The organism is Mammaliicoccus sp. FSL K6-3158 (assembly GCF_038005105.1).
In the GTDB taxonomy this organism is placed as follows: Bacteria; Bacillota; Bacilli; order Staphylococcales; family Staphylococcaceae; genus Mammaliicoccus; species Mammaliicoccus sciuri.
Genome location: NZ_JBBOSL010000001.1, coordinates 2,557,072 through 2,572,067, shown reverse-complemented (window position 1 = coordinate 2,572,067; position 14,996 = coordinate 2,557,072). Strand labels below are relative to the sequence as shown.

17 protein-coding genes are annotated in these 14,996 nt (G+C 31.1%); 8 read left to right on the top strand and 9 right to left on the bottom strand.

Annotated features, from left to right (window positions below; translation table 11 throughout):
- The first annotated feature begins 133 nt into the window (after positions 1 to 133).
- Entirely contained in the window at positions 134 to 1,513 is a 1,380-nt protein-coding gene (locus MHH94_RS13015; protein ID WP_078355035.1) for a PTS transporter subunit EIIC, read from the top strand.
- Positions 1,514 to 1,591: 78 nt separating this feature from the next.
- Positions 1,592 to 2,302 carry a GntR family transcriptional regulator gene (locus tag MHH94_RS13010; RefSeq protein ID WP_058590842.1) on the top strand — a complete coding sequence of 237 codons (711 nt, stop codon included), beginning with the start codon at positions 1,592 to 1,594 and terminating at the stop codon, positions 2,300 to 2,302.
- Positions 2,303 to 2,348: 46 nt separating this feature from the next.
- Here MHH94_RS13010 and MHH94_RS13005 read toward each other — a convergent pair whose 3' ends face one another.
- The 7 genes from MHH94_RS13005 to MHH94_RS12975 all read right to left on the bottom strand — a co-directional run bounded on the left by MHH94_RS13005 (position 2,349) and on the right by MHH94_RS12975 (position 8,836).
- Entirely contained in the window at positions 2,349 to 3,122 is a 774-nt protein-coding gene (locus tag MHH94_RS13005) for a transporter substrate-binding domain-containing protein (RefSeq protein ID WP_048541474.1), read from the bottom strand.
- A gap of 3 nt (positions 3,123 to 3,125) precedes the next feature.
- A complete protein-coding gene (locus MHH94_RS13000) occupies positions 3,126 to 4,463 on the bottom strand; it encodes an MmgE/PrpD family protein (RefSeq protein WP_232179353.1) in 1,338 nt (445 codons plus the stop codon).
- A complete protein-coding gene (locus MHH94_RS12995; protein WP_048541478.1) occupies positions 4,460 to 5,218 on the bottom strand; it encodes an amino acid ABC transporter ATP-binding protein in 759 nt (252 codons plus the stop codon). Before MHH94_RS12995 ends, MHH94_RS13000 begins: the two co-directional genes overlap by 4 nt.
- Before the next feature lie 9 nt (positions 5,219 to 5,227).
- On the bottom strand, positions 5,228 to 5,854 hold the full coding sequence (locus MHH94_RS12990) for an amino acid ABC transporter permease (protein ID WP_199186572.1): 627 nt from the start codon (positions 5,852 to 5,854) through the stop codon (positions 5,228 to 5,230).
- Positions 5,855 to 5,888: 34 nt separating this feature from the next.
- Positions 5,889 to 6,458 (bottom strand): GNAT family N-acetyltransferase, encoded by a 570-nt coding sequence (locus MHH94_RS12985; RefSeq protein WP_340841394.1) that lies wholly within the window; start codon positions 6,456 to 6,458, stop codon positions 5,889 to 5,891.
- Between the two features lie 9 nt (positions 6,459 to 6,467).
- A complete protein-coding gene (locus tag MHH94_RS12980; protein WP_325888922.1) occupies positions 6,468 to 7,775 on the bottom strand; it encodes an LLM class flavin-dependent oxidoreductase in 1,308 nt (435 codons plus the stop codon).
- Positions 7,776 to 8,260: 485 nt separating this feature from the next.
- Entirely contained in the window at positions 8,261 to 8,836 is a 576-nt protein-coding gene (locus MHH94_RS12975) for a GNAT family N-acetyltransferase (protein WP_088592545.1), read from the bottom strand.
- A gap of 205 nt (positions 8,837 to 9,041) precedes the next feature.
- On the opposite strand from MHH94_RS12975, the gene MHH94_RS12970 reads away from it, so the two are divergent.
- Positions 9,042 to 9,914: an AraC family transcriptional regulator gene (locus MHH94_RS12970; protein ID WP_058590836.1), complete on the top strand. Its 873-nt coding sequence runs from the start codon at positions 9,042 to 9,044 to the stop codon at positions 9,912 to 9,914.
- A 26-nt stretch (positions 9,915 to 9,940) separates the two neighbouring features.
- On the opposite strand, the gene MHH94_RS12965 is transcribed toward MHH94_RS12970, so the two are convergent.
- A complete protein-coding gene (locus tag MHH94_RS12965; RefSeq protein ID WP_058590835.1) occupies positions 9,941 to 10,930 on the bottom strand; it encodes a siderophore ABC transporter substrate-binding protein in 990 nt (329 codons plus the stop codon).
- A 150-nt stretch (positions 10,931 to 11,080) separates the two neighbouring features.
- Here MHH94_RS12965 and MHH94_RS12960 point away from each other — a divergent pair, with 150 nt between their 5' ends.
- The 3 genes from MHH94_RS12960 (at position 11,081) to isaB (ending at position 13,542) form a co-directional block, all read left to right on the top strand.
- A complete protein-coding gene (locus tag MHH94_RS12960) occupies positions 11,081 to 11,413 on the top strand; it encodes a general stress protein (protein ID WP_048541491.1) in 333 nt (110 codons plus the stop codon).
- Positions 11,414 to 11,541: 128 nt separating this feature from the next.
- Positions 11,542 to 12,762 carry an MFS transporter gene (locus tag MHH94_RS12955; RefSeq protein WP_058590834.1) on the top strand — a complete coding sequence of 407 codons (1,221 nt, stop codon included), beginning with the start codon at positions 11,542 to 11,544 and terminating at the stop codon, positions 12,760 to 12,762.
- Between the two features lie 228 nt (positions 12,763 to 12,990).
- On the top strand, positions 12,991 to 13,542 hold the full coding sequence (gene isaB / locus MHH94_RS12950; protein ID WP_325888898.1) for an immunodominant staphylococcal antigen IsaB family protein: 552 nt from the start codon (positions 12,991 to 12,993) through the stop codon (positions 13,540 to 13,542).
- 2 nt (positions 13,543 to 13,544) lie between these two features.
- On the opposite strand, the gene MHH94_RS12945 is transcribed toward isaB, so the two are convergent.
- Positions 13,545 to 13,859: a thioredoxin family protein gene (locus tag MHH94_RS12945; protein WP_058590832.1), complete on the bottom strand. Its 315-nt coding sequence runs from the start codon at positions 13,857 to 13,859 to the stop codon at positions 13,545 to 13,547.
- Between the two features lie 71 nt (positions 13,860 to 13,930).
- On the opposite strand from MHH94_RS12945, the gene MHH94_RS12940 reads away from it, so the two are divergent.
- Both MHH94_RS12940 and MHH94_RS12935 read left to right on the top strand, forming a co-directional pair.
- Entirely contained in the window at positions 13,931 to 14,134 is a 204-nt protein-coding gene (locus tag MHH94_RS12940; RefSeq protein ID WP_048541500.1) for a DUF6440 family protein, read from the top strand.
- 33 nt (positions 14,135 to 14,167) lie between these two features.
- Positions 14,168 to 14,947 carry a GH25 family lysozyme gene (locus MHH94_RS12935; protein WP_232182385.1) on the top strand — a complete coding sequence of 260 codons (780 nt, stop codon included), beginning with the start codon at positions 14,168 to 14,170 and terminating at the stop codon, positions 14,945 to 14,947.
- Positions 14,948 to 14,996: the final 49 nt, after the last annotated feature.

Genomic DNA, 14,996 nt, shown 5'->3' with positions numbered 1-14,996 from the left:
TTAAAATATATATCATCTAAAACGTTGATAAATCAATGATTGTAAATATCTATATATAATTTTGGTTGGTTTTTTATGTTTAATATTTTGTGTTATATTTTTGTAAACGCATACAGAAGCGGGAGGGATATTATTGGTTAAAAAGGATATAGTAATAGACGATATAATAAAAAATCTTGGTGGTAAAGATAATATTATAAATGCATGGCATTGTATGACAAGGCTAAGATTTGATATTAAGAATGAGGAATTAATTGATAAAAATAGTATCGACAATCTTTCAGGAGTGCTAGGATCTCAAAATCAAAATGGTCAATTTCAAATTATAATTGGTACTGAGGTAGAGTCTTACTTTAATATTTTATCTAAGAAACTGAATTTAAGTACAGAAAATAACGATGTGTCGGATGATGATAAGAAAAGTATCGGGAAGTTATTTATGGACATTTTATCAGGTGTATTTGGACCTATAGTTCCAGCAATTGCCGGTGCAGGTATGATAAAAGGTCTAATTGCGGGACTAGTAGCACTTGAAGTTATCTCAGAAAAAAGTGATACAATTAAAGTGTTAGATATGTTAGCGAGTGGTGTGTTTACATTTTTACCATTCTTTATTGCAGCTTCTGCAGCAAAAATATTCAAAACAAATACATATTTAGCGATAGCTATTGCAGCATCTATGATGTTTCCTACTATGACAGAAGCAGCAGATGCAGGTAATGTTTCTGCATTTCATTTATTTGGATTTATACCTATTCCAGTTTTTAATTATGCTGGTACTGTTATACCTATTATTTTTTCAGTATGGATACTAAGTTATATTTATAATTGGGTTAATAATATATTGCCGAAAGTACTGAGAACGGTCTTTACACCTACATTTTCACTTTTTATAGCTGGATTAATTGCACTTACTATTATTGGGCCAATTGGTATTTTCCTTGGAAATGGTCTTGCATTCTTGATAGAACAGTTATTTAATATTTCTCCAATTCTAGCAGGGGTAATAGTTGGAGCAATACGTCCGATAGCTGTATTGACTGGGTTACATCATGCAATGACGCCTATAGCACTTCAAAATTTTGCGAATCAAGGTTATGATATGCTAATGCCAATGATGTTCATGGCTAATATGGCAATTGCTGGTACTACTTTAGCAATGTATAGAAAAACAAAGTCATCTAAAGAAAAGTCTATAATTGTTTCTTCTGCAATTTCAGCTTTTTTAGGAATAACTGAACCTGCATTATTTGGTGTGATTACTAAATATAAACGAGCACTTGTAGCAGTTACCTTAGGAAGTGCAATTGCATCAGCATTTATTAGCTTTTTTGGAGTTAGAATTTATGGCTATATTTTATCAAGTATATTTAGCTTACCAGCTTACATAGGCAAATATTTTATTTTTGCAATAATAGGTATTGTAATCGCTATAGCAGTTGCTTACTTTAGTGGGATGCTAATGGTAAAACGAAGTCCTGAATTAGAAAAGGATAAAAAAGTTACAGAATAATACTTATGTATAGGATACAATAAAGTAAGGATAATCTAGTCATATCTTAATCACCTAAAATAGAGGGCGTTTATCATTATGAAGAAAAAAGAATTTATATTAAATGATATATTGAGTAAAATTTATCAACAACACTTTATTAACGGAAAATTACCTACACAACGTAATTTAGCAAAAGACTATCAAGTTTCTCGATATACTATTCAAACAGTAATAGATCAATTAGCTGATATAGGAGTTATAAAATCAGTTCAAGGATCTGGCATATTTATTAAGAAAAATGTTCGCCAAAATCCATTGATATATAATTCGATTACTGCAACTCCATATTCTAGATTAACATCTAAACCAATATATTTAAGGAAAGTTAAAGCTACGGATAAAGATAGAAGAATGTTTGAATTAGAAAAATCAGAAGAAGTTTGGGAGTTTCAAAGAATAAGAATTGCTAACTATCAAATTGTGCAGATTGAAACTTCTAGGTTACCATATAGAGCATTTTTTGATTTAAGTGTAGAAGATTTAAAAGATTCAATTCAAGAATTCGTTCAGAAAAAAGGTTACAAAATTTCTCACAATATAACGACTTATAAACCGACAATTGTTGATAAAAATCAAGCTGAATTGTTAAGCTGTAAAAAAGGAATTCCAGCAATGTATATTCAAAATAGGAGTTTATTAAATAATGGCGTTATATATGAGTATAGCGAGGTAATAGCGTTAGATTACTCTTGTACATATTTAACTCCGTTTAATAAAGAAGTACATCAATCTCGTAAACAAGATTAAGATATATAAAAACAGAGGACTTGAAAATCTCAAGTCCTCTGTTTCTTTATTTTTCTTTCGTTGTATCTGTACCGAAGTATTTATCTGATAGGTCAGATAGTGTGCCGTCTTTTTTAAGTTTTTTAACGCCTTTATCGATGTCTTCTTTTAGATCTTTATTTTCTTTTGTGAATGGGAAACTTGTTCCGACTACATTAAATGGTTTACCTACAAATTTAATTTCTTTTCCGCGTTTGTTTTTATCTGCAGCTGATACTGAGTCTGAATTGACATAGCCGTCTAATCTTTGGTTTTCTAAATCAAGTAGGGCGCCTTCACGGTTTTCGTAAGTTTTAGTTTTGAATCCGTAATTATTTTCTTTATTAAAGTTCTCTAATGCTTCTGTGTGATTTGAACCTAACACGCCTGCAACTTTTTTACCTTTTAAATCTTTATAGCTATTAATATCTTTATTTTTAGATGATGTAATGATTTGGCTACCGATATATGAGTATGCATCTGTGAAGAGATATTTCTCTTTACGCTCATCTGTTGTTGCCACAGCATTTGCTATTGTATCAATTCTTCCTGATTCTAATTGTCCCATAAGTCCTGAGAAGTCAGCTTTTACCCATTTAACTTTATAACCAGCTTCGTGAGCGATTTTTTCAAATGCTTCGATGTCGTAACCAACTAATTTACCATCTTTTTCATATGAATTTGGATAGCTTTGTCCTGTAGTACCAGCGACAATTGTACCTTTATCTTTTTTGCCTGAATCGTTTGAACAGCCTGCCAACACGATGAGGCCAATTAGTAAAAATGTTAATATTTTTTTCATATTTTATATTTCTCCTTTAAATATATAGTTTTGTAACATTTTAGTATCTTTAATTTCATAGAAATCATGAATATTTTCCCAATGTTTATAAGATGCATGTTTGAGTTTAGTAAGATGTTCGTCTTTCGTTAATGGTTTATATGGACTACCTTTAGGTGCATTCACTCTTTGTTTAAACTGTTCACCCGTCACTAAAGTTATTTCAACGATTGTAAATCGATTTTTCGGTAGGGCATGTGGACTTGGTTGAATGTCATCATCATAGTGTCTAACGATTTTCTCCATAAGTTGATTAACGTCATGACTAATAGGTTTATTTAAAAATTGATCCACTGTTAATTCTTGATTCAGTAATAAAAGTGCTGATACATATTCAGCACTAAAAGCACCTTCTAAGCCAGTTTCTGGTGATTTAAACTTCAATGCTGCATCACCGTTCGTAGGAAAAGTAATTTTGACAGATTCTACTTTTTCCGGGGAAATATGATGTGTTTGTTTAATAGTATTAATAGCATCGATTAAATGGTAATTTGCTGAGCAACATGGATAAAGTTTGTACCACATTCCTGGATGTGTAATTGACCATTGATCGCCGAAATTTTCAATAATTTGCGTAAATGAACGATTTGATGTACCAAATAATTCATAAAAAGTAGGCATCATATTTTTATTACCTTCAAGTACACGTTTCTGTGAGATACGTGCTGCTAAATAGGCTTTTTGAGATGCAAGTCCAACATGGAATGGTTTAACGTCAGAACCGAATTGGTTACGTAAACCACTTGCTTGTGTAACAGCTATTCCAATAGCATTCGCAAATGAAGGAGCATCTAAATTTAAATAGTAACAACATGCAGCAGTTGCACTTAATAAGCCGATTGTTGATGTTGAGTGCCAACCTTGTTCGTAGTGACAAGCACCAATTGTTTCGCCAATTTGAGTCGCCATTTCGACACCGATAATATAACTATCAATAAAGTGTTTGAAAGTTTGCGTATCGTTTTCTACAACTGCTAATAAACTCGGTAGTATAACAGCTGTAGGATGACCTCTCATACTTGAGTGAACATCATCAAAGTCTAATATATGTGCAATAAAACCGTTCACTAAAGCAGCATTTGAATGTGACAATTGAGCTTCATATCCTATGATAGATGTATTGCCTGATCCTTCTTCTTCTTGAATGAAACTTATTAAATCATTGACTTTATGATGATTGTTAGCACTGTAAGTTGTTGCTATAAAGTCAAGTATGCCAGTGATGGCGTTATCTCTTTCAATAGTAGAAATATGTTTCGACTGACGATAAATCCTTTCAACTAATGCTTCCGTATCTGTCATTGTAGAACCTCTTCATCTTGTTCAGTTTCAATTTTATTGATGAATGATTGTGTTCTAGAATTGTGAGACTGATTAAACACTTCGTCAGTTGTTCCACTTTCAATAATGTTTCCATCTTCCATAAAAATGATTTTATCTGCAACATCTTTTGCAAATGACATTTCATGCGTTACGAGAATCATTGTTTTCTGCATTGAAGCAATGTCTTTAATGATTTTTAGAACACCTGAAACAAGTTCAGGGTCAAGCGCAGATGTTGGCTCATCAAAAAGTAATAATTCTGGGTCCATAGCTAATGCTCTCGCTATACCAACACGTTGTTGTTGACCTCCAGATAAAGTTGCAGGATATTTATCTTTGAATTTTAGTAAACCGACTTGGTCTAAATATTTTTCGCCAATTGAATATGCCTCATCTTTAGGTAACTTTTTAGTCGTAATAAGTCCTTGTGTTACATTTTCTATAACGGATTTATTTTTAAAAAGATTATAATGCTGAAATACCATTGTTGATTTTTGAATAAGTTGTTGAACCTGTCTCTTTTTATAATTTTCGGCATCTACTGTTACATCATCTATTGAAATAATGCCTTCATCTGGTACTTCTAACCAGTTCAAGCATCTTAACAAAGTGGACTTTCCTGATCCAGACGGTCCAATAATCGCAAGGACTTCACCTTTATTAAGTTCTATATCTATACCTTTTAATACAGGTGTTTTGTGGAAAGATTTTTTAATACCTCGTATTGAAATCATGAATGTCACCTAACTTTCATAAGGTTTGTTGAGTTTTTTCTCTAATAAACTTTGCAAGTATGTATATATAATCGTAATTAACCAATATACAATTGCGACAGCTAAGAATGTTTCTAAATATTTATATGAAGCGGCAGATAATAATTTACTTTTAGCGAATATTTCAGTAACACCTAATGTAAATACAAGTGATGTTTCTTTAATTAACCCGATAAAAATATTACCTGATGCTGGTATGGCATTACGTGTTGCTTGTGGCAGTATAATTTTAAGATAAGTTTGGAATTTGTTGAGTCCGATAGAATGGGCTGCTTCAAATTGACCTTTATCTACTGATGTAATAGCCGCTCTAAAAATTTCTGCTAAGTAAGCTGCATTTTTAATACTTAAACCTATAACAGCTGCTGTTAAAGCATCAACAACTCTCATACCTGGAATAAGTTGTGGTAGTCCGTAATAAATTAAGAACAGTTGTACTAAACTCGGAATGGCTCTAAAGAACGAAATATATAGTAGGGCGAGTTCTTTAAGTACGGGTAATTTAGTACGTAAAATCAACGCAATAAATAATCCACCTAATATTGAAATGACTAGTGAAATTACAGCTAGTGACAATGTAATAGGTAAATAGGGCATTAATTTTGGAAATGTTTGTAGAAAATATATTGGATCAAATTTCAATTGTTTCACCTTCTTCGAATATGACTTGATTAAATTTTTCTTTAAGTTCTTCAGTGCCTTTAAATTTGTCTTGGTTAAGGACTTTCACTAAATATTGCGTAATATGTCCTTTTTTTAAGTCTTGCTTACCAAATTTTTGGTAGCCTTTTTTGACGTACATATCTATTAACCATGGATGATGATCAGCAGTTCCGAGTGAAACGGCTGGAACGTTTAAATGATTCAGTAAGTAATCATTTTCTACATAATTTAAAAGTTTTGACCCGAATTTTTTGTTTTTATATTTAGGTGATGTTGCGAACCACCATATATGAGGGAAATAGTATGGTCCAGGATTGTCACTCCATGGCATCCTTAATGAAAGTGTACTGACAATTTCATCACCAGATTCAAGTATGAAACAAATATTTTCTTCTAAATTTTTACGTATTAAAGCTTCGGTTGGGTTAGCAGACTGAAAGTTAATACCTAGTGCTCGAATGGGCTCGTAGGCTTCGTACATCAAATTGATTAAGTCATAAATATCATCTTCAGTTGCACGTCTAACGATTGTTTCCATTGCGCACCTCTATTCATTTTCTAAGCCTAATTTTTGTCGTAATGTGCCTTCTGAATATGTTTCTTTATATAAATTTCTTTCTTGTAAAATTGGTATAACGTTATTGATAAATAATTCAAATTGTGAAGGTAGAATAGGTGGCATAATGTTGAAACCATCTGCAGCAGAAGATTTAAACCATTCTTCCATCTTATCTGCTAATTGTTCTGGTGTACCGACAAAGATATGGTGACCTCTAGAACCAGCAACTTTTTTATAAACTTCTTCTAAAGTTAAATCGTTTTTAATCGCTTCTTTAAGAATTATTTCAAATCGACTTTGAACACCGTTACCTGTTGATAGATCTAAATCAGCAAACTTAGTATCTAAGTCATACTGTGATAAATCGATATTTCCAACATAAGGTGCCAATATACTTAATCCAACTTCAGGTAAGATTAAGTCTTGAATTTCTTGATAATTTTGATGCGCTTCTTCTTCAGTGTCACCTAAAATAGGGAATAAACCTGGCATGATATATACTTCTTCAGGATTACGATTTTGTTTAGATACTTTCTCTTTTAACTGTTTATAAAAGTTCTGAGCATCTTCAATTTGAGTTTGTGCTGTAAAAATAACATCAGCTACTTTTGAAGCTAAATCTGTTCCTGTAGGGGAAGAACCAGCTTGTATTAATAATGGTCTTCCTTGTGGAGAACGTTCAATATTTAAAGGACCTCTAACTTTGAAATGTTTTCCTTCATGATCAATCGTATGTAATTTTGAAGCATCAATAAAAGTTCCAGTTTCTTTGTCGCGAACTAAAGCACCTTTATCCCATGAGCGCCATAACTTATTCGTTACTTCAACAAATTCATTTGCTCGTTCATAACGTAATTCATGTTCCATTAACTTAGTACCATTAAAATTTTCAGCAGTAGAAGTTATTGAAGAAGTTACAATATTCCAAGCAGCTCTTCCATGACTTAAGTGGTCTAAAGAACTAAATTGACGTGCAATATGGAAAGGTTCACTGTATGTAGTAGAGGCAGTAGCAGCTAATCCGATATTAGTCGTTGCTGTAGAAAGAACAGATAAAAGTGTAAACGGCTCAAATCTACTTAATATATTTGGATGTGAACTTTCAGATACGAATAAGCTATCAGCAAGAAAGACTAAATCGAATAAACCTTTCTCTGCTAATTGCGCAGTATTTATTAAATGAGTTAAATCCATAGGACCCTTTTCAATAGCATTTTCATGGCGCCAACTCGCCACATGATGACCATATCCCGCTAAAAAGAGACCCAGTTTTATATGTTTATGTGTTGTCATAATATCCTCCCAAACATTTTAATCCGATAGTTTTAATAAGATATAAAGAATACCACTTAATTTTAACAATTGTCAATAAAATCTGATAATTTTATTAGGGATTGATATTAAAATAATGTACTATTTGTGAACATTTGTAAGATGATATAAAAAATTGAACGTCATACTTGTTAAATCGGGTTTTTGTAAGAGTGATTTGATTAATAATATTATTAAAATATATTAAAATAGGGTAGAGGGATTGAGGGAGTTATGTTGGCGGAGATTTCTGGGCCGATAAAATAAATTACCGGTCCGAAAATGAGATTACCAGTCCGATAAATAAAATTATCGACCCGAAAACGGGATTACCAGTCCGATAAATAAAATTATCGACCCGAAAACGGGATTTGCAGTCCGATAAATAAAAATAGCGACCCGAAAATGAGATTACCAGGCCGATAAAAATAATTATCGACCCGAAAACAATGTTTCGGGTCGCTCAATCTTTAAGATTCAATCAATTTTTCGTTATGTAAATTAATATAATATACTTCGTTATCTGTCCATTCATCAAATTCATAAATAAAGTTCTTTCTTAATACTTCAAATTCAAATCCTAATTTTTTAATGAGTTTCTTAGAAGGTTCGTTATCTATATTAATATGTGCTTCTATTCGATGAAGGTTTAATGTTTTATAACATTGACTGATGACTTCTTTCATAGCTTCATATGCATAACCTTGATTCCAAAATTGGTTGTGCAAGAAATAGCCACATTCTCCCCATTGGAAGTCTGATCTGCTTAATACTTTAATATCCAACATGCCTACATGTTTGCCATTTTCTAAAAATATTCCAAATATAAACGTATCGTCTTGTTTAATGAGCGTTTGTTGTTTATCAACAAGTTCTATAAACCAAGTTTCGTCGCATTCTTCCATATTGATTTTCCCTTTGTCATGTTTATATTGCGAAGGGTAGCGATTTTCAAAGCCTTCAATCCAACCTTTGTGGTCATCATAGTTTAAAGGTCGAATCGTCAACCTATTTGTACGGAAAGTTAATTCTTTATCTGTATACATTAAAAATCCCCTTTGTAAAAATATGTGTAATTAATCATATTATATACTTTAATTTCCTAAGTTTATAGAGGAAGCTTACAATAACGATGCATGCTATTCATGAATTATTAGAGGTAATGAATACTATCCGATATAATTTGGTTATATAACGTCGAGTAAATATTATAGTAATAAATTATGATTAACCATGTAAGGAGGGAATGGAATGATAGATGATTTAAATAAAGCATTAGATTATATTGAAGATAATTTAACAAATGACTTATCTATTGAAAATATTGCTAAATATGTAGGTATATCGGATTATCACTTTCGGAAAATATTTCAGGCAATATCTGGTATGCCCTTGAGTGAATATATTAAAAAGCGTAAATTGTCATCAGCTAATGTTGATTTAAAAAATGGTGAATCTGTTACTGAAGTATCCTTTAAATATGGTTATCATTCAGTAGATGGATTTAGTCGCGCATTTAAAAATTGGACAGGTTCTTTGCCATCAAATGCGATTCATCTTGCAAGTATAAAATCATTCCCTAAACTTACTTTTACGCTAAGTATAAGAGGAGGTATAGATATGGAATACAGAATTGAAAATAAACCTGCTATTAAATTTGTCGGGGTTTCAACAAAGATACCTATGCAATTTGAAGGTGTAAATCAAAGTATTGTAGAGCTTGCAAATAGTATTTCAAACGAACAAAAATCATATATGCATACACTTAATAATATTGAACCAAAAGAAGTATTAAATATTTCTTATGATGCTGATGCATATTTTGAAAAAGAAGAAGGATACTTAACTCATATGATTGGTGTAATTACTGATAAAGTAGAAATAAATCGTGAGTTATTAGATGTTTTTGAAGTTGAAGCACATACTTGGGCTGTATTTCCTAATGAAGGACATTTCCCAACTACAATGCAAAATACTATGGCAAGCATTTATGCAGAATGGCTACCATCCTCTGGGTATGAATTAGAAGATGTACCAAATTTCTCATTTACAAAAATGAATAGCCAGGAAGAAACAGCTTACAGTGAAATTTGGATAGCAGTTAGAAGTATAGAAAAAGTCTAGGGTGCCATACCCTAGACTTTTTCTCATCAATAAGCTTTCTCTATATCATCTAATTGTTTAATTGTTGAACTAATGCCACCAGAACCGAAGAACCATGTGTTGGAATCAAATTTCAGTATATCTTTATTTTTGATGGCACTAATATTTTTAATAACTGGATTTTTAAGTTCTTGTGGTAATCCTTTAGAATCATCATCTGTTCTATTTATATAGAAGATTTTGTCTGGATTCTTTTCAGCGATATATTCGTATGACACTAACTGTCCACTTGAGTTTGCAGGCATGTCTGGATCAATATGTTTGATACCTAAATCACCACTTAAAAAGCCACCATATCTACCAGTTTTACCGTATGTCTTAATGCCTTTTTGGTCAATATTCGCAAACATAACGGTATCGTCATTCACTTTACTTTTTACAGATTTAACTTTTTGGTCGAGTTTCTTTACGAGTGATTGAGTTTCATTTTCTTTATCGAATATTTTCCCGATATTTTGTGCATTTTCTTTAATAGATTCTATATAACGATCATCATCAGGACTCACGTAAAGTACTTTTGCATTTGGCGCTGCTTTTTTAAATTCTTTTAAGTTTTTAGTATAAGCTTGCCTAAATGATATTAAAATTAAATCCGGATCCTCTTCTGCAATTTTTTCAAAATTAGGTCTACCAGGATTTCCTAAATTGGTATATTTATCATTTTTAAACTCTGATAAATAACTTGGTAAGAAATCACCATTTGGACCTTTAGGAATAGCCGTTATATGTTTTTGTAATTTCAAATCTTTCATAATATCTAAAGCACCATAATCCATGACAATAACTTTTTTAGGATTCTTAGGTATTGTTACAGTTTCAGTTTTTTTCTTACCTCTATTGTGATCTTTATTCTTTTCTTTGTATTCAAAAGTCTTCTTAATTGTGACAGTATCTTTATGACTGACTTTATCTTTACTATTACTACATGCAGATAATAATAAAAGTACACAAACGATGACGGTAATATACTTTTTCATGATAGCCTCCTATTTTATAATTGATAACATTTCTCAATTATACAAAATAATTTAAGAATAACAAGTGCTTATTTTTAAAATTTGGAGATGTTTTAATAAACATAGGACGGGAATATAAATAATACAAAATAGGAATGGGAGGATTTATTCATGACAGTCGTAAAAAGTTATATCAATGATGAAACATTGGAAAATGACATTAACAAGCTGAAAGAACTAAATATTAACCCAACAGATATTTTTGTACTATCACATGACGATGACAGAACAGCACGAATCGTTGAGCATACAGACTATGACAATATAGATTACAACAACAAAGACTTAGGTCGAACATTTGATAAACAAGGTGACGAACTAAGAGCTAAATTAATAGAAATAGGTTTGTCCAAAGAACAAGCAGAAGATTACGAAGAAAAAATGGACGAAGGAAAAGTATTCCTAATTTCCAAAGATGATAAAGCAAAAGAAGTATTGGAATAAAGTATATATATTAAATCCCAACTCGAAAATATCGGGTTGGGAATTTTTAATGTCCGTATAATTACTTATTCCACCCATAGGATAATTTGTATATAATTAAAGTAAGTCATGATATGGTGGTATGCAATATGAAGAAAAACTATATATTTATTATTTTATTTACCTTTTTTAGCATTATTGGCAGTAAATTATTTACTTTTGCGCTTTCATTTCATGTTTTAAAGATAACAGGGAGTGTACAAGCTTTTTCTAATATTATGATTATATATTCGCTCATATTTATATTGGGCAGTACGTCTATTGGATATTATATAGATAAGATTAATAAAAAATCATTTATTATATCTATGCAGTGCATTTCGATTTTATCAATTATAAGTATTTTCTTAATACCAAATAGTTTAAACCAACTTCTATACATATACATAATTGTAATCATTTTGACAGTTACAGATATGGCTGTTTCACTCACTTTTAACAGTGGCTTGTTAAGTTTAGTTAGTGAACGTTTCATTGATCAAACAGTTTCATATAGAAACGTCATTCAGAATGTATTACAAATAGGTGCTCCAATTTTAGGTGGAATAGTATACGCTTATTTCGATATTAAGACTTTTATGATTATTATGTTTGTAACTGAGCTCATTTCATTAATAATAGTGCTTAATATTGCGTTTAATAAAGTTCCAGCAAAAAAAGTCTATGAAGAAGTTAAGGATACATTCTTTAACAGTTATAAAGTCGTATTTAAATTTTTGAAATCAAATAAAGACATATTTTTAATTCTATTATCAGGATCTATCATTAACTTTATGTTTGGTTTCGTTACGGTAGGTATTCCAGGAAGTTTTGTCACTATATTTAATATGAATTCTAAACAGTTAGGAATCATTGAAACAGGATTTCCTTTAGCAGGTATATTGTTTGGTTTGATTTATCCTAAATTGAAGAATAAAGGAACACTTGTAGCAAATATGCAAGTTGCCATGATTATTTTAGCTGTGGGAATACTCATTTTATGTATTCCGTTTATAACAGATTTTTATAAATTATCGATACTTGTAATATATTTTATAAGTATATTTATTATTGGAAGCGGTGTTGTACTGAGTAATGTACCGATAAACATTTATGTACAAAAAAATGTACCAGAGCAAATAAAAGGTAAATATTTAGCATTGTCACAAACAATGTCACAAGTAATGATGCCTTTTGGAATTTTAGTAGCAGGTATACTCTTTGACATTAATTCAGCATTCTATATTATTTCGTTCAGTATTACAGCAATATTATGCTTTATCTTGGCATATCTTTACACATTTATCAAAAAACATGACGGTGTAATTTGAGACATTATTGACGAAGCAAAAGAAGTATTAGAATAAAGTATATATTAAACCCCAACTCTAAAATATCGGGTTGGGGTTTTTGAATTTATTGAAATGATTACTATTAAACAAAAGTAATAAAAACAAATAAATGTTTTATTTAATATCCCTTGTAATTGAATTTTAAAAGTGTAGGATGAAGGTGTATCATCTTATGATACATAATCTATATAAAGGGAGAGTAATCGAATGAACAAATTTTTAAAAGTTTTTGTTTCAACCGGTTTAGCAGTAGCGACAGTATTTACGGTAGGCGCAGCGGGTAACGGTCATTCCGTTGATGCGGCGAGCAACAGTAATATGGATAGCCAAGCTTCTCAACCTTATACTTCTTATTACAATGGATATGTGAGTTATGATCCTGGATTTTTCATAACGGATACATTCAAAAAAGGATTTGAGTCAGGTAATTTCACGTTAAATGGATATGAAACACCTGCACATGAAGATTATGCTAAAGAACATCAAGATGAGGCTAAAAATATAAATTTATATGATCAAAATTTAAATGTATATAGTAACTACGGTTTAGATGCTAATACACAACCAACAAATGCAAATCAATTTAATTTATCGATAGATGATGTTGTTGATTCTTACGGTACAGATTTCAGTAAATCAGGTAGTCTGAGAAGTGTTGAAGGTCAATATTCTTGGAGTTTAAATGGTTATAAAATTGCCTTTACTTCTAACGAAACAGGTACTGTAACGAGAATTGATTTCTATACGATTGTTGAATAATGCTATAGATTATTAAATTGTTCTATACGATATTGAAGTTCATCAAAGTCTATTATACGGGCTTGTCGGTGAACTTCTTTTTGGTTGTAATAAAGTAATACGACAGGTGAAGTGAATAAATTTAATTGTCCGACAGCTTCTGGCATTTGGTTAGCAACAATTTCGTATGCTGGAATGTCATAGTCTTCCACCATTTTTTGTACGATTGGATGATCCGCTTTACATACCGAACAATTCTCGCTAGATACGTAGATTAGTGTGAATGTATGTGCATCAATCTGTTTATTTAATTCATCAAAAGTTGTGATGATTTTCATGAAATTTAGCTCCTATCATTTAATTATAATGGCAAATATTATACCATTATATTAGAAAAGGAGGAAAAAATATGTTTGGTAACAAAGATAATGATTCAAAAGATAATAATCGATTTTTTGTTAAATCGGTAGATAATGTTAAAGGATTAGGTCGCATTTCGATTCTTGTTGATCGTGAAACAGGTGTTAATTATATCAATGCTTGGGTAGGTACAGGCAGTGGTTTAACACCATTGTTAGACGAGAATGGAAAACCTGTAATAGATAAAGTTTAATAAAATATGCATAAATGACAAAGGAGTATTTAAATGTCTAGAAGATTTCTAAAAATGATGATAACAGTCGTGACGATGATGCTTATCATTAATGTATCATCTGAAAAAGTAGAAGCGGCCCAAGAAGAGGGTACGATGGGTCATGGTTATAAGAAATACATAGAAAATGAAAATCAAAATACTTTTAGAAACAAACAAGAAATAGAGGAATCTTCGACAGTAGCTAAAGATGATTCAATACTTGATTTATCAGAATGGCAAGGAGAATTAACATCAGCACAAGTTAAAAAGCTTAAAGCCAATTATGATTTTATTATTTTAAGAGTACAATATGGTTCAGACTATAAAGATGCAGCATTTGATACAAATTCAAAATTACTTTCTGCCAATAATATGAAGTATGGTGTTTATACATATAGTATGTATGAAAATGTAAGTGAAGCAAGAACAGAAGCGAAATCGCTATATAATAGAGCACCTAATGCAAGTTTTTATATCAATGATTATGAGGAAGAATCAGTTGCTTCAGGAGATACAAATGCAAGTACACTCGCTTGGTTGAATGAAATGAGGAAGTATTCAGGTGATAAGAAAGTATTACTATACTCTTATGAAGACTTTATGGTTAATCATACAGCGAATGCTGTCGGCTCTTATGATGGTTATTGGTTAGCTTCATATCAAGAAACACAACCTGAAAGAGAACATGTATTATGGCAATATACAGATAGTTACTATTCATCAGAACTTGATCAAAATGTCGATGCCAATGTACTAGGACCAAATGTGCAAACAAGCTGGTTTATAAATTAATGAGCATTATGATATCTCTTTTGTAAAGTGAACGGTATAATCACTTGAA

What these genes read in the sequence shown, in the direction of transcription:
- MHH94_RS13010 (WP_058590842.1), top strand. Translation starts at nt 1,592, where the DNA reads ATGAAGAAAAAAGAATTTATATTAAATGATATATTGAGTAAAATTTAT.
- MHH94_RS13005 (WP_048541474.1), bottom strand. Translation starts at nt 3,122, where the DNA reads ATGAAAAAAATATTAACATTTTTACTAATTGGCCTCATCGTGTTGGCA.
- MHH94_RS13000 (WP_232179353.1), bottom strand. Translation starts at nt 4,463, where the DNA reads ATGACAGATACGGAAGCATTAGTTGAAAGGATTTATCGTCAGTCGAAA.
- MHH94_RS12995 (WP_048541478.1), bottom strand. Translation starts at nt 5,218, where the DNA reads ATGATTTCAATACGAGGTATTAAAAAATCTTTCCACAAAACACCTGTA.
- MHH94_RS12990 (WP_199186572.1), bottom strand. Translation starts at nt 5,854, where the DNA reads ATGCCCTATTTACCTATTACATTGTCACTAGCTGTAATTTCACTAGTC.
- MHH94_RS12985 (WP_340841394.1), bottom strand. Translation starts at nt 6,458, where the DNA reads ATGGAAACAATCGTTAGACGTGCAACTGAAGATGATATTTATGACTTA.
- MHH94_RS12975 (WP_088592545.1), bottom strand. Translation starts at nt 8,836, where the DNA reads ATGTATACAGATAAAGAATTAACTTTCCGTACAAATAGGTTGACGATT.
- MHH94_RS12970 (WP_058590836.1), top strand. Translation starts at nt 9,042, where the DNA reads ATGATAGATGATTTAAATAAAGCATTAGATTATATTGAAGATAATTTA.
- MHH94_RS12965 (WP_058590835.1), bottom strand. Translation starts at nt 10,930, where the DNA reads ATGAAAAAGTATATTACCGTCATCGTTTGTGTACTTTTATTATTATCT.
- MHH94_RS12960 (WP_048541491.1), top strand. Translation starts at nt 11,081, where the DNA reads ATGACAGTCGTAAAAAGTTATATCAATGATGAAACATTGGAAAATGAC.
- MHH94_RS12955 (WP_058590834.1), top strand. Translation starts at nt 11,542, where the DNA reads ATGAAGAAAAACTATATATTTATTATTTTATTTACCTTTTTTAGCATT.
- isaB (WP_325888898.1), top strand. Translation starts at nt 12,991, where the DNA reads ATGAACAAATTTTTAAAAGTTTTTGTTTCAACCGGTTTAGCAGTAGCG.
- MHH94_RS12945 (WP_058590832.1), bottom strand. Translation starts at nt 13,859, where the DNA reads ATGAAAATCATCACAACTTTTGATGAATTAAATAAACAGATTGATGCA.
- MHH94_RS12940 (WP_048541500.1), top strand. Translation starts at nt 13,931, where the DNA reads ATGTTTGGTAACAAAGATAATGATTCAAAAGATAATAATCGATTTTTT.
- MHH94_RS12935 (WP_232182385.1), top strand. Translation starts at nt 14,168, where the DNA reads ATGTCTAGAAGATTTCTAAAAATGATGATAACAGTCGTGACGATGATG.